Source organism: Marinobacter sp. EN3, assembly GCF_000475315.1.
GTDB classification, from domain to species: Bacteria; Pseudomonadota; Gammaproteobacteria; order Pseudomonadales; family Oleiphilaceae; genus Marinobacter; species Marinobacter nauticus.
Map to the genome: position 1 here is coordinate 300,319 of NZ_AXCC01000001.1, position 14,679 is coordinate 314,997.

Sequence of the window (14,679 nt, forward strand, 5' to 3'; positions counted from 1 at the left end):
GGACAAACCAACGACTACCCCTTCCTTGGATTCCAGACAACCTTCTTCTCGCCCTTGGAGAAGGCGACAAATGCCTTAAAGGACGCAAGGTTTAACAACACGAAGTAGTAAGGCAGGGCATAAACCGCAGAAAGCGATTGCCCCTGGCTCTCTTTTTGATAACCCGCCCACGCGAAATAGAGAAACAGCCCATACCCCATCGCCGCCAATGCATACAGGCCTTTCGCCGGTGCCAGGTAAAGCGCTGCAATCGCAAGGGTTACCATGGGCGCAAAAGCGGCATAGCGAAGCAGCTTGTGGGAGATAAGCTGCCAGGCAAAAAGCGGGTCGTTGGCCGGGCTCATCAGCTGCTTCATATCTTTCAGCGCCCAAAGTGCGCGCAGGCTTACCCGCACCCGCATGCTGAATTCACTGCCCCCATCGCTTAACGCTTCTTCCTTGAGCAGCGCCCCAGGTTCATAAACAACGCGGTACCCCTGCTCAACCACTTTGAGTGGCTGAACAAAATCCGGCAACTGATCGGCATTCAGCTCGGAATGCAGTTCTTTACGCATGGCGTCAATGCCACCGTCAACGCCCACCACAGAGCCTACCAGAGTCTCCTGTGCCCTGAGCCAGTTCTCATACTTCATGTAAGCGCTGCAGCCGTCGCCAATCAGGGCGCCCTCCGGGTTCACGTAGACCATTTTTCCGGTTACGTATCCCACCGCTGGGTCGTTGAAGTTACTCACCAGTGCTTTAAGGGCTTGTTGATCCCACTCGGAGTTGGCATCCGAAAACGCCAGGATATCCCCCTCCGCATGCTGTTTGAGCATGTTGAGCCCTGCGGTTTTACCCTGACGGGGTACCTGACGAAACAGTTTGACCGGGAAAGGCGCATTCGCAGCAACCGACTGGACAATCTCGTCGGTTCCGTCCTCCGACTCATCGGAAACCACCAGGATCTCCAATTGCTCCCTGGGATAGTCCAACGCCAGCTTGTTTCTGAGCGTAGCCTCAATATCTTTGGCCTCGTTGTAGGCGGCGATAAGAATCGAGACTTTCGGCTGGTCAGCGCCGCTTTTGTTTACGGGCAAAGGTCGTGCGGATGCCAGTAGTCGGATACAGACGGGATAGCCGAAATAGATGTAAGCCAACAATAGGAAAGATATCCAGAATACTGCGACCATCATGCAATCCCTGCCACAGAGCTGGAACCTAGGGTGTTCGATGAGGGCTCAAGAACCCCTTCGCTTTCCAGAACCTGGCTCATGGTGGTAAACCGGAAATCAGACAGTAATCTGGCCAATCTCTGCTCACACACATCCAGATTGTTGTAATGACGGAAGCGGGAGAACCACTTTACATCCAGACACGGCTGGTCCGGATCTACTTCCCAGGGGTGAAGGTAGAACACAAAAGGCCGTCCCTGCCGGTTGATAGAGCCCAGTCCGTATCGACTGAACCAGTACGGGAAAAGCCGGAAATATCCACCACCAGCAATTGGAAGGGTGTAACCCGGCAACTTGAACGTGCTTAGCGGGAACTCCGCCAACTCATATCCTTTATCGGTGGTCAGCCGATGGGGCCAGCGTGGCGTGCCGGGCATGCCATAGCGGTCGTGATGCACTGGAAAGATGGACGAATCCCAGGTAAACCCCTGCTCGGCAAGGATATCCAGCGCCCAACGCGATTGATTGGTGATGGAATAGCTGGCCGCACGATACCCTGTTACCGGCGCACCGAGAATGTCCTCAAGAATAACCTTCGATCGCCGGGTTTCTTCTTTGAAAACGTCCGGCGTCTGGTTATAGATCAACTGATGACTGTAACCATGGCTGGCAACTTCATGGCCTTGAGCCGCAATTCGTTTCACCAGCTCTGGAGAACGCTCAGCGACCCACCCAAGGGTAAAAAAGGTCGCTTTTACACCTGCCCTCTCGAATAACGCGAGAATGCGATCTGTATTCGCTTCAACCCGATACTCCATGGAGGACCAGTCGTCGTAGCGAACGGCCTCTGCCAACGCAGCTACCTGAAAGTAGTCTTCCACATCAATTGTCAGGGCGTTCTGTATCGGTTCTTTCATGGCCATAGCCTCACACTTCCTGTGTTGATCAGCGCAGTCGGTATTCCAGACCAACCAACACCCAGTTCTCATCGTATTCCCGGCTGGAAATATCGCTGGACTTGGTGTCGTGCCCTACCCTGGCCAACAAACTCAAATCCCTGGTTGCCTGGTGCTCAGCCCCGATCACAAGCCGGGCAACTTCGTCCTGGGTGTCGTCGCGTTCATAACTCAGGTGGTCGAAGCCCAGCGCCAGGTATCCGGTGGTCAGTTCCGAAAACTGGCGAGAATAGCGGGCATTAATGCCGGCTTTGTCTTCTTTCTCGTCGCTTTCCAGGTAATCCGAGCGATAAGCATAGAGGTCAAGATTCAGTGAGGAGGCGTCGGAAAACTGCTTGTTGATGCCGGTCGACAAAACGCTGTTTTCAACGGTGATGCTTTCGCGGAGGTTGAACTCGAACTCTCCGAAACGAAGGTCAAGCGTGGACGTGCGGTCTGTCAGCTCCCTTGAGGCATTCAGGTACCATTCGGTACTCGGATTGATTTGCCGGGTCAGGTTTATCTGGCCTACCAGCCCATCGCTCGACTGGTTGGTATTGGCGTAATCCGTTTCGATTTCACTCACGCCAACAGAACCGGAAAGAGAGGTGGTCGCCCAACGGTTCTCGAAGGTGACCTGGGCACTATTCACATCCACTTCTGCGCCATAGTCGAACTCGGTTTGACTGTGGGAAACGCTCAGTCCCCCGGTGAATGTTGAACTGAACAGGTGGTTCCAGGCGATAGAACCGGTATAGCGCTCACTGTCCGTTTCCTCCGGTTCGTCGTACTCGGTGTTGGCGTAGCGGGCAGAAAGATTGAGCCAGTTGGTGTCATTCAGACGCCAGAGGTATCTGGGGCCAGTGCTGAACACGTTTTTTCGGGTTCGGTTGTCCGGTGTGTCACTCTGGCGAGTGTCCTGGTTCACTTCCCTCAGGTTGTTGTCCACTTCCCAGTAAAGCTGGTTGGCGAGCTCGCAATCGCCCTGGAAGTCCATTTCCGCGAAGCTCTCGCTGTCAAAGCTATCGTCCTGCCACCAGGAATACCTCAGAGTGCCCAGGAAATCAGCGTTGCAGCGCCCGGGATCTGTCTGGTAACCGGCGGTAAGGTAGGCACGGGTCTCGAAATCGCTGTCTTCATTCGTATCTGCTTTGCGGGCATTGTCGGTGAAGCGGCTGTCCAGCCCGAACGTGACCTCACTTTGCGCAAACACGGGGAACGAGCAGGCACCAGCCAGTAACATTACTGGTATTGCCTTTATTGCAACGGGTGTCCCTACCCTCTGCCGATCAGCCATTGATCACCGCTCCTACAAACTTGTCCGGATTGAAAGCCGTCGCAGCTTGTTCGGCCGTCGCCGCAGTGATCTTGCCGTGAGGTACCACCAGCATGGCGTAATCGCAGAGTTCGGTCAGAATGCGGGCATCCGGAGATTCGGATATCGGCGCCGTGTCCAGCACGATGAAACGGTCCGGATAGCGACGACGGATTGCCTGCAGGAATTGCTTCATCCGGAAGGAGGTAAAAAACTCGGCCGGTGTTTCACGGCGACTGCCCGCCGGAATCAGCCTCAGCCTGGGAATACCGGTCGGATAGAGAATCCTGGAAATGTCGTAGTCCGGGTCATCCAGAAAGTCGGTCAGGCCTGTCTCGGGCATCACATCCAGCGTGGAGTGCAAAGACGGCTCGCGCAGGTTGCAGTCGATGATCAAAGCCGTCTTGGCCTGATCAAAGGCAAAGGCTGCCGCAAGATTCAGGGCTACAAACGAGGAACCGGCACCAGAGCTGGCACCACTCACGACCAGCGTGAAGTTATTGCCTCCGGAAACCTCGAGCAGCTTGGTTCTCAGATCCCGGAAGCGGTTGACCAGCGCGCGGTTGCGGGACTCGGGATAGATAATCCGACGCTCGTCGAGGTCGTCGTGCGTGAGCCTTCTGGGCTCCTGCATACGCACGATCTGCTTACTGATAACGTATTTATCAACCGCGCCGGGGCCCAGTTCCAGAGAACTTGGCACCAGCATGCGAGAGTCTTCGTCATCCCGGAAATCCAGCTCTTGTTTCAAACGCTCCTTGCGCTTCAGCCAAAAGGAATGCTCTTCACTGCCCGCCGGGCTGCTGCCGGTTGTCTCATTGCCAGAATTCTGGGAACCCTCGGGATCAAATCCGGACCGATCATTTCGTTGTTCTGGCATCAGATCACTCCCATTTGAGCTAGCACAACGATGGTCACATACACTGTTACCGTGAGCACCGCGAAAATTCCGATCAGTAACGTAACCTTTCGATCCCGTCGCTTTTCATAGGGTGTTCGTACCTCCGGAATCTCAACAAGAACCGGCAAACCAATGTCTTCTTCCAGCTGCTTCCTGGCACGAATTCGGGGATCTACCTGTAGTAGACCCGCAACCGCTCCAAAGGGTGCCGCCAGCCCCAGGAACAACCCAGCCGCAGCAAACATGGAGAACTGGGGACCGGAGGGTGTGCGCGGGAACTGAGCGGTTTCATTGATGCGGTAGTTTAGCCCCTGCCCTTCAATGTCGAGATGCATGGAGACCCGCGCTTTTTCCCGGCGTTTGAGCAGGTCATCGTAAATCTCACGGTTCACTTCCATGTCGCGGGTGAGCTCAGAGTACTGGGCCTTGTTGGCCTGGATGCGCTCCATACGCTTTGCTTGCTGTTCCAGCAGACGGGAGAGCGAAGTAATTCTGGTATCCACGGTGGCCATATCCGCCCGAGTGGTAGAGAGGTTCGCCCGCAGTTCCTGGTAGAGCGGGTTAACGGCTTCTTCGCCCTCAAGTGAACTCACGTCGGTCGGCCGTTCTGCCGCCTGATCTCGTTGTTTGCGCAGTTCCGCCAGCTGTTCCCGGAGTATCACGATATCCGGGTAGGTATCGTGGTATTGCAGCCGCAGACTATCCAGGCGCTCTTCCAGGATCCGGATCCGCTCTCTGTAGGTATCCTCAGTTCGGCCTTGCGTGATCGTGGGCCGGATGCCTCCGAGCTGGCTCTGAAGTGAAGCCGCACGGGTTTCAAGTTCTTTTTTCTCGAGTTCGGCCAGTTCCAGCTGATTGCGAAGCTGCGCCATGCGGGCATTGGCTTCTTGCTCCGTTCCATCGGTGTTTTCAGAGAGGAACTCCTTGAGCCGGTTCTCAGCCTGGGCCAGCTGCTGCTCGTAGCTTTTGACCTGTTTGTCGATGAAATCGTAGGCGTTGCGGCTTTCGGCCCGCTTACGGTCTTTGGTTTCTTCTATAAAGACCTGCCCCAGTTTCTGGGCAACGCGGAATGCTTCCATCTGGGAAGTGGAAGAAAAGCCAATACTGAAATAACTGTCGCCCCGGGGCCTGACCGACAAACCCGAGCGAATGTTCGCAATCCGGTACTCAAGTGCCGCCGGGTCAGAGGGCGCATCCGGATAAATTTCAGGATCCAAAGCCACTTTCTCGATCAGGCTCCGGCTCATCAGCAATTCTTTTGCAGCCGAGGTACGGTCGTTAATCTCCGTGGCCACGGCGCGCCCTTCCATCAACGGCGCAATGATGTTGCGGTCGTCTACGAAGATGATGGTGTCAGACTGATACTTATAGGGCCATACAAAGCCTGCTCCAAGCACAGCAAAACTGACAATCACAAACGCAAGAAACGCGAGGCCCTTCCGGCCCCGGACCTCGCGAATGATCTCCTGCGGTAACTGGGATAACGGTAATGCCATAACCTAACCCGCCTTCAGACCTTTTAGCTCTGCAACCACTCAGAAACTGCGCTCTGGAATGGTAAGAATGTCACCCGGCCGCATGCCGTAGTTGGTTTCAACCCGGCCTTTGTTAAGGATGTCGTCCAGTTTTACGGGAATGGCAACCACCTCGCCCTCAAGCTTCCGATACAGCATGGCGTTGTTCAGCGCGGCAAACTCGTTCGCACCACCGGCATTCAGGAAGATATCCAGAACCGTCATGCCGCTCTGGTGAGGCACTGAAATGGGCTGGCGAACCGCACCGGTTACCCGCACCCGGTCTGTGAATTCATGGCTGCCCATGGAGGTCACAACCACACTCACCTGTGGCTCACGAATGTACTCAGTCAGGGACGTACGAATGGAGCTGGCCAACTCTTCGGGCGTGCGGCCACTGGCCTGCACGTCGCCTACCAGCGGTACGGAGATCTTGCCGTCAGGCCGAACCGGAACGGAGATGCTGAGATCCTCGTTGCGCCACACAGAAACCCGTACGACATCGGTTGCGCCCAGTATGTACTGGTCGACGCTATCGCGGGTATCAACGGCCAATGCACGCTGGATCTGTTCTGAAGAGGAAGCGGAAGGGCCGGCACAACCCGTTGCCAAAGCTACCGCCATGAGGGACACAATAAGCCCTTGGATGAGATACTTCCGTGACATCTTTATTCCTCTCTTGTGAGGTCCGTGCTGTATTCCATGTTCCGGGAACAGCTGACTCCCGAAACTACCTTGATCCTTTTTTGAACAATACCACTTCTACTGTCTGAATTATAATCAACAGATCAAGAAGTAAACTCTGATTCTTGATGTAGTAGAGGTCGTAGCGCAGCTTTTCCCGGGTGTCCTCTTCGTTGTCTGCGTAGGCGAAACACAGCTGGGCCCAACCGGTCAGCCCGGGTTTTACCCGATGCCTTTCTGCATAAAACGGAATTTTCTCAGACAGCTGCTCAACAAACACCGGCCGTTCCGGCCTCGGGCCAACAAAGGCCATGGTGCCATTCAGTACATTAAAGATCTGTGGCAGCTCATCAATCCGCACCTTACGGATAAACTCACCAACGCGTGTCACCCGAGTATCGTTCTTCTGAGCCCAGACCGCGCCATTCTTTTCCGCGTCGGTAATCATGGAGCGAAACTTGTGCACCTTGAACACCTGGTTGTTCAGACCCACCCGCTCCTGGCTGTAGATCACGGGTGCTCTAAAGCCATCTTCCAGTTTGATGGCGATGGCGGTGAGAATCATGATCGGGAACGTGGCCAGCAGAAGCGTACCGGAAGCCAGTACGTCCAGCGCCCGCTTGCCAACGCCATACACCGAAGAAACCGTGAATCCGTCAGAGAACACCAGCCAGCCCCGGGTGATCATTTCCAGAGCCACCTTACGGGATTCACGCTCGTAGAAGTTGGCACCGTCGATAATGTGCACACCTTCCATTTTGCATTCCAGAAGGTCTTCCATCGGCAAGCCCCGACGGCGGTCGTCCACCGCCACCACAATCTCCCTCACCGGGTGTCGAAGAACGTAGTCATGCAAGGAGGTTGGAAGATTAATGAGGTACTGCTCATCCACTTCCACCGTGTCATCCGGCATGGGAACGAAGCCGTCCAGTGAAAAACCTTTACGGTTGAAGGGAGTGGTCAGGTCCTCGAACATCTGTTTTGCCCGGCGGCCGGCACCCAGCACCAGAACCCGGCGCTTGAAGCGGTCCTTGCCGACCACAGCAAAGAACACCACTCTGGCAATGCCCAGCGAAAATATCGCCAGCACAGTCGCCGATGTCAGTAACCCGAAGCTGCCCAGATACCAGAGCCAGTCATCGGCCACGAAATAGGCAAAGCCGTGCAGCGGTATGGCGAGAATCATGGCCATGATAGTGCGTAGCATCATGCCGGACATGCCTTCTTCCACACGGGACTGGTGCACGCCCAGAGCGATCATGACGATCAGATTGAACAACGCAAAGATCGTGATGGAAGGTAGGACAAAAACCAGATTATCGAGGAAGAATTCGAGCTCGCCGAAGAAGCGGAAAAACACCGCCAGTGCGAACGCAAGGCCCATGACGATCAGGTCGATCAGGCCGAGAATAACAAAAGGTAAATGTATATAGTGTCTGAACAACCTGACGTGGGCCACGTCGACTCCTTGTGCGGTTCACACTGCCTGTACTGCAAGCATCCTTTGCTACACACTGTAACAAACCGTTACGGGATTGTACGGCAATTCATTGAAACTGCAATGTGGGCCACTCGCCCATTTCGTTCAATTTTACAAATATTTTATAGTTGCGACACAAACTCGTGCACCGGCATCACCTCAAGCCGCCCCAGACTAGCACAACTGTCCATAATGGCGTCGCATTGCTGGGCAGGAAAGCGTGTCTGAAGATTGGCCCGGAATTTCTCCACCAACAGAGGCATGCCTTCCTTGCGCCGGCGTCGGTGCCCTATCGGGTATTCCACGGCAACCTTGTCGGTACTGGAGCCATCCTTGAAGAAAACCTGTATCGCATTGGCGATTGATCGTTTATCGGCCTCGAGGTATTCGCGGGTATATCGTTCATCCTCGATGACCCGCATTTTTTCTCTCAGGCGGTCGATTTCTGGATGGGCCTGGTGAAAGCTGTCTTCGTAATGCTCTGCCGTCAGGTTGCCAAAGATCAGTGGCACCGCCGTCATGTACTGCAGGCAGTGATCCCGGTCTGCCGGATTGGCGAGTTTGCCCTGCTTGGAAATAATGCGAATAGCCGACTCGTGGGTGGTAATCTCTATGCGATCAATGTCTTCCAGCCGGCCCTTCACTTGTGGGTGCAGTGTTACTGCGGCCTCGGCGGCGGTCTGGGCATGAAACTCTGCCGGGAACGAGATTTTGAACAGAATGTTTTCCATCACGTAGGAGCCGAAAGGCTGTGGTAAGGCGAAGCGGCGTGATGATTCGGGTTTCAGGGCCTGATCGCGATTGGTCTTGCTGAACAGGACGTCGTAGAAGCCCCATTGTGGCGCCGTCAGCACCCCGGGAATGCCCATCTCCCCGCGCATGGCAATGTCTGCCAGGCGAACCCCACGAGAGGTTGCATCCCCCGCCGCCCAGGATTTTCGGGAACCCGCGTTTGGCGCGTGGCGATAGGTGCGCAGGGCCTGGCCATCTACCCAGGCATGAGACAGCGCGGAGAGCATCTGTTCCCGGTTGGCGCCCATCAGTTTGGCACTGACGGCGGTCGACGCCACCTTCACCAGCACAACATGATCCAACCCGACCCGGTTAAAGGAGTTCTCAAGGGCAAGCACACCCTGAATTTCATGGGCCAGGATCATGGCCTCTAGAACGGCTTTCATGGCCAGTGGCGCCTGGCCGTTGGCGACGCGTTTTTGCGAAAGATGGTCGGCAACCGCAAGAATGGCGCCGAGATTATCGGAGGGGTGGCCCCATTCGGCCGCCAGCCAGGTATCGTTGTAATCCAGCCAGCGGACGATACAGCCAATGTCCCAGGCGGCTTTCACCGGGTCCAGTCGGTATGGAGTGCCGGGCACCCGGGCACCGTGGGGAACGATCGTGCCTTCCACCAGCGGGCCCAGGTGTTTGGTGCATTCCGGAAAACGCAACGCCAGCAAACCGCAGCCCAGGGTGTCCATCAGGCAATAACGGGCCGTTTCCCAGGCTTCTTCGCTTTCTATGCGGTAATCAAGGGCATAGTCGGCGATTTGTTGCAGTACGTCGTCGTAGTCCGGGCGTTCGTTGAGATCGTAAGTGGCAGACATATTACGGCCCTCCTGTCCCAACTATAGGAGCCATCAGAAGCTGTCGCCAGGTACCCTCACCCAACCTTCCATGATAATCCGCGCACTGCGGCTCATGATCGCCTTGGTGGCAGTCCACTGACCATTTACTTCCTTCGCTTCCGCCCCCACCCGAAGGGTTCCGGACGGATGCCCGAAAGTCACATGGGTACGGTCTCCGCCGCCAGCTGCCAGATTAACCAGCGTACCGGGAATAGCAGAGGCCGTTGCAATAGCCACCGCAGCCGTACCCATCATGGCGTGGTGCAGCTTGCCCATGGACAGCGCCCGAACCAGTACATCGATATCGGCCGCATTGATCTGTTTACCGCTGGATGACACGTAATCCGAAGGTTTGGCCACAAACGCCACTTTCGGGGTGTGCTGGCGACTGGCAGCTTCCGCGATATCCGAGATCAGTCCCATTTTCACCGCGCCATGGGCGCGAATGGTTTCGAACATGGCCAGCGCCTTGGGGTCGCTGTTGATGTCGTTCTGCAGCTCGGTGCCCTTGTAGCCAATGTCTTCGGCATTGATGAAAATGGTCGGGATACCGGCATTGATCATGGTGGCACTCAGGGTGCCGACACCCGGCACTTCCAGCTCATCCACCAGGTTACCCGTGGGGAACATGGCCCCTTCACCATCGGCGGGGTCCATAAACTCGATCTGCACTTCCGCCGCCGGGAAGGTTACGCCATCCAGTTCAAAATCACCGGTTTCCTGTACTTCACCGTTGGTGATGGGCACGTGGGCCACGATGGTTTTGCGGATGTTGGCCTGCCATATACGAACGGTACAGATGCCGTTTTCGGGAATACGCTCTTTGGCCACAAAGCCGCCGTTAATGGCGAATGCGCCTACGGCGGCGGTGAGATTGCCGCAGTTACCACTCCAGTCAACAAAGGGTTTGTCGATGGACACCTGGCCAAACAGATAATCGACGTCGTGATCCGGTTGCGTGGGCGCTGCCAGGATTACCGATTTACTGGTGCTGGAGGTGGCATTACCCAGGCCATCGATCTGCTTTTCGTAGGGATCGGGGCTGCCAATTACGCGCAGCAAAAGCTTGTCTCGCGCTTCACCGGGTACCTGGCAGGCTTCGGGCAGATCTTGCAGGCGGAAGAAGACGCCTTTACTGGTACCGCCACGCATGTAGGTGGCAGGAATACGAACTTGGGGAGCAAAACTCATTGAGCGAGCCTCACTTGAATGAATGTTTCAGGCGGGAGCCAGGAACAGCTCCCGCCTGACCTTGCCATGGCGATCAGGCTGCGCTTTCAGACGCCAGGAAATCCTGGGCAAAGCGTTGCAGTACGCCACCGGCAGAATACACGGTGACTTCTTCCGCAGTATCCAGGCGACAGATCACCGGCACCCGGTCCACTTCACCACTCTTGCGGTGAATGACCAGTTCCAGCTTGGCGCCCGGTGCGGGCTTGCCTTCCACATCGTAGGTCTCGGTACCATCCAGCTGAAGCGTGTGGCGCGTGGTGCCCTCTTCGAACTGCAGCGGCATCACACCCATACCGATCAGGTTGGTGCGGTGAATTCGCTCGAAGCCTTCGGCGACGATGGTCTCTACACCCGCAAGGGCAACACCCTTGGCCGCCCAGTCACGGGAAGAACCCTGCCCGTAGTCTGCACCGGCAATGATGATCAGCGGCTGCTTGCGTTCCATATAGGTTTCAATGGCTTCCCACATGCGCATGGTCTTGCCTTCCGGCTCCACACGGGCCAGGGAACCCTGCACCACTTCCCCGTTTTCGTCCCGGACCATTTCGTTGAACAGTTTCGGGTTGGCCAGGGTCGCACGCTGGGCGGTCAGGTGGTCACCACGGTGGGTGGCGTAGGAGTTGAAGTCTTCCTCCGGCAGGCCCATCTTGTGCAGGTACTCACCGGCAGCCGAGTCCATCATGATGGCGTTGGATGGCGACAGGTGGTCTGTGGTGATGTTGTCCGGCAGGATCGCCAGCGGGCGCATACCCTTGAGCGCGCGCTCGGCGGCCATGGTGCCTTCCCAGTATGGCGGCCGACGGATGTAGGTGGACTGCGGGCGCCACTCGTACAGCGGGCTCTTGGCCTGTTCGGCTTCATCCAGATTGAACATCGGGATGTACACCTGCTTGAACTGCTCCGGCTTCACGTATTCGCCGACAATGCGGTCGATTTCTTCATCAGACGGCCACAGGTCTTTCAGGGTGACGGGGTTGCCATCCTTGTCGTAGCCCAGGGCGTCCTGTTCAATATCGAACCGAACGGTACCGGCGATGGCGTAGGCGACAACCAGCGGCGGTGACGCCAGGAAGGCCTGTTTCGCGTATGGGTGAATCCGGCCATCGAAGTTCCGGTTACCGGAGAGAACGGCAGTGGAATACAGATCCCGGTCGATGATCTCCTGCTGGATTTTCGGGTCCAGGGCGCCAGACATGCCGTTACAGGTGGTGCAGGCATAGGCCACGATACCGAAACCCAGTTTCTCCAGTTCTGGTAACAAACCGGCTTCTTCCAGGTACAGGCGGGCCACTTTGGATCCCGGTGCAAAGGAAGATTTTACCCAGGGTTTGCGAACCAGCCCCAGCTCGTTGGCTTTCTTGGCCAGCAGGCCAGCCGCCACCACGTTGCGGGGGTTGGAGGTGTTGGTGCAGGAGGTAATGGCAGCGATGATGACCGCGCCATCCGGCATCAGACCCTTTTTCTCTTCTTCCAGTGCCTTGTCCAGATTCACGGCAATGCCGCGATCGTGCAGATCGGACGTGGCGACACGGCGGTGCGGGTTGGACGGGCCGGCCACGTTGCGGACCACGGTAGACAGATCAAACTCCAGCACACGTTCGTACTGGGCCTCGGTCATCTCGCTGGCCCACAGGCCGGTTTCCTTGGCGTACTTCTCAACCAGGTCTACCTGCTCTGGCTCACGACCGGTCAGCTTCAGGTAATCAACGGTCTGCTCGTCGATGTAGAACATCGCGGCCGTAGCACCGTATTCCGGGGTCATGTTGGAAATGGTGGCGCGGTCGCCGATGGTCAGGCTCGACGCACCTTCGCCGAAGAATTCCAGGTAGGCGCCGACCACGCGCTCCTTACGCAGGAACTCGGTAATCGCCAGAACAATATCGGTGGCGGTAATGCCCGGCTGGCGCTTGCCAGTCAGCTTCACACCCACGATATCGGGCAGACGCATCATGGACGGGCGGCCCAGCATCACAGTTTCCGCTTCCAGACCACCCACGCCAACGGCGATAACACCCAACGCATCAATGTGCGGCGTATGGCTATCGGTGCCCACACAGGTATCCGGGAAGGCAATCGGGTGACCGTCTTCATCCGGGCGGTTCTGAATCACCGGCGACATCTTCTCCAGGTTGATCTGGTGCATGATGCCGTTACCAGCCGGAATCACGTCCACGTTCTTGAACGCGGTGCGGGTCCAGTTAATGAAGTGAAAACGGTCTTCGTTACGGCGGTCTTCGATGGCGCGGTTCTTTTCGAAGGCATCCGGGTCAAAACCCGGGGCTTCAACGGCCAGGGAATGGTCAACAATCAGCTGGGTCTGAACCACCGGGTTGACCTTGGAGGGATCACCGCCCTTCTCGGCAATGGCATCACGCAGGCCGGCCAGGTCCACCAGGGCGGTCTGGCCCAGGATGTCATGGCACACCACCCGCGCCGGGTACCAGGGGAAATCCAGGTCGCGGCGACGCTCAATCAGCTGCTTGAGGGAATCCGTCAGAGACTCCGCATCGCAACGGCGCACCAGCTGCTCCGCCAGAATCTTGGAGGTATAAGGCAGCTTGGCATAGGCGCCCGGCTGGATGTCTTCTACCGCCTGGCGGGTATCGTAGTATTTCAGTTCCGTGCCCGGCAGGGCTTTACGGTATTGGGTATTCATAGTCTCTCTCAGCTCCGCTTGTCGATGGGCAACCAGTCCTGATGCTCAGGGCCTGTGTACTCAGCGCTCGGGCGGATAATTCGGTTGTTGGCGCGTTGCTCTTTCACGTGGGCGGTCCAGCCGGATACCCGGGACATCACGAAGATGGGCGTGAACAACTCGGTCGGAATGCCCATGAAGTGATAGGCCGAGGCATGGAAAAAGTCGGCGTTACAGAACAGCTTCTTCTCGCGCCACATGACTTCTTCACAGCGAACGGAAACCGGGTACAGCACGGTATCACCCACTTCCTTAGCCAGCTTTTCAGACCACTTTTTGATAATGGCATTGCGCGGGTCGGATTCGCTGTAGATGGCGTGTCCGAAGCCCATGATTTTTTCTTTGCGTTCCAGCATGCCCATCAGGCCGGCTTCGGCCTCTTCCGGGGTCTTGAACTTCTGAATCAGTTCCATCGCCGCTTCGTTGGCGCCGCCGTGCAGCGGGCCGCGCAGGGAGCCGATAGCACCGGTCACGCAGCTGTGGATGTCAGACAACGTGGAGGCGCATACACGTGCCGTGAAGGTGGAGGCGTTGAACTCGTGCTCCGCGTACAGAATCAGGGAGACGTTCATCACCCGCTCATGCAGCTCGCTGGGCTTCTTGCCATGCAGGAGCTCCAGGAACACGCCACCAATGGAATCGCATTCGGTATTGGCGGTATCAATGCGAATGCCTTCGTGGGCAAAGCGGTACCAGTAGGTGATGATGGCCGGGAACACCGCCAGCATGCGGTCGATCTTGTCGTCCTGCTCGCTGAAATCCTGTTCGGTTTCCAGGTTACCGAGCATGGAGCAACCGGTACGCATCACATCCATCGGATGCGCGTCCTTGGGGATCTGCTCCAGCACCAGCTTCAGCGCTTCCGGCAGGTTACGCAGGCTCTTGAGCTTGGTTTTGTAGGCATCCAGCTCGACCTGGTTCGGCAGTTTGCCTCGCAGCAGCAGGTAAGCCACTTCTTCGAACTGGGCGTTATCCGCCAGATCGGTAATATCGTATCCGCGGTAGGTCAGGCCGGTACCGGTTTTGCCAACGGTGCACAGGGCGGTTTCACCAGCTACCTGGCCACGCAGGCCAGCGCCACCGAGTTTCTTTGCTTCAGCCATGTTGGTCTCCCAGATTTTCTGTTTATATTTTGTTCAGTTTAACGCA

11 protein-coding genes are annotated in these 14,679 nt (G+C 56.7%); all 11 read right to left on the reverse strand.

Annotated features, from left to right (window positions below):
* Window positions 1-14: 14 nt before the first annotated feature.
* The 11 genes from Q675_RS20870 to prpC all read right to left on the reverse strand — a co-directional run bounded on the left by Q675_RS20870 (window position 15) and on the right by prpC (window position 14,633).
* Complete coding sequence (locus tag Q675_RS20870) at window positions 15-1,076, reverse strand: glycosyltransferase family 2 protein (RefSeq protein WP_227499480.1); 1,062 nt, start codon at window positions 1,074-1,076, stop codon at window positions 15-17.
* 92 nt (window positions 1,077-1,168) lie between these two features.
* On the reverse strand, window positions 1,169-2,068 hold the full coding sequence (locus Q675_RS20875) for an XrtA system polysaccharide deacetylase (protein ID WP_031210958.1): 900 nt from the start codon (window positions 2,066-2,068) through the stop codon (window positions 1,169-1,171).
* 28 nt (window positions 2,069-2,096) lie between these two features.
* Window positions 2,097-3,329 (reverse strand): outer membrane beta-barrel protein, encoded by a 1,233-nt coding sequence (locus tag Q675_RS20880; protein ID WP_023010387.1) that lies wholly within the window; start codon window positions 3,327-3,329, stop codon window positions 2,097-2,099.
* A 46-nt stretch (window positions 3,330-3,375) separates the two neighbouring features.
* Window positions 3,376-4,281 (reverse strand): polysaccharide biosynthesis protein, encoded by a 906-nt coding sequence (locus Q675_RS20885; RefSeq protein ID WP_023010388.1) that lies wholly within the window; start codon window positions 4,279-4,281, stop codon window positions 3,376-3,378.
* Window positions 4,281-5,798: an XrtA system polysaccharide chain length determinant gene (locus Q675_RS20890; RefSeq protein WP_023010389.1), complete on the reverse strand. Its 1,518-nt coding sequence runs from the start codon at window positions 5,796-5,798 to the stop codon at window positions 4,281-4,283. Before Q675_RS20890 ends, Q675_RS20885 begins: the two co-directional genes overlap by 1 nt.
* A gap of 39 nt (window positions 5,799-5,837) precedes the next feature.
* A complete protein-coding gene (locus Q675_RS20895; protein WP_223268763.1) occupies window positions 5,838-6,440 on the reverse strand; it encodes an XrtA/PEP-CTERM system exopolysaccharide export protein in 603 nt (200 codons plus the stop codon).
* Window positions 6,441-6,546: 106 nt separating this feature from the next.
* Window positions 6,547-7,959: a TIGR03013 family XrtA/PEP-CTERM system glycosyltransferase gene (locus Q675_RS20900; protein WP_023010391.1), complete on the reverse strand. Its 1,413-nt coding sequence runs from the start codon at window positions 7,957-7,959 to the stop codon at window positions 6,547-6,549.
* A 143-nt stretch (window positions 7,960-8,102) separates the two neighbouring features.
* Window positions 8,103-9,581, reverse strand: coding sequence for a 2-methylcitrate dehydratase (gene prpD, locus Q675_RS20905; protein ID WP_023010392.1), 1,479 nt, complete (start codon window positions 9,579-9,581; stop codon window positions 8,103-8,105).
* Between the two features lie 33 nt (window positions 9,582-9,614).
* A complete protein-coding gene (gene prpF, locus Q675_RS20910) occupies window positions 9,615-10,793 on the reverse strand; it encodes a 2-methylaconitate cis-trans isomerase PrpF (protein ID WP_011785146.1) in 1,179 nt (392 codons plus the stop codon).
* A gap of 73 nt (window positions 10,794-10,866) precedes the next feature.
* On the reverse strand, window positions 10,867-13,491 hold the full coding sequence (acnD, locus tag Q675_RS20915) for a Fe/S-dependent 2-methylisocitrate dehydratase AcnD (protein ID WP_023010393.1): 2,625 nt from the start codon (window positions 13,489-13,491) through the stop codon (window positions 10,867-10,869).
* An 8-nt stretch (window positions 13,492-13,499) separates the two neighbouring features.
* Window positions 13,500-14,633, reverse strand: coding sequence for a 2-methylcitrate synthase (gene prpC / locus Q675_RS20920; protein ID WP_023010394.1), 1,134 nt, complete (start codon window positions 14,631-14,633; stop codon window positions 13,500-13,502).
* Between the last annotated feature and the right edge of the window lie 46 nt (window positions 14,634-14,679).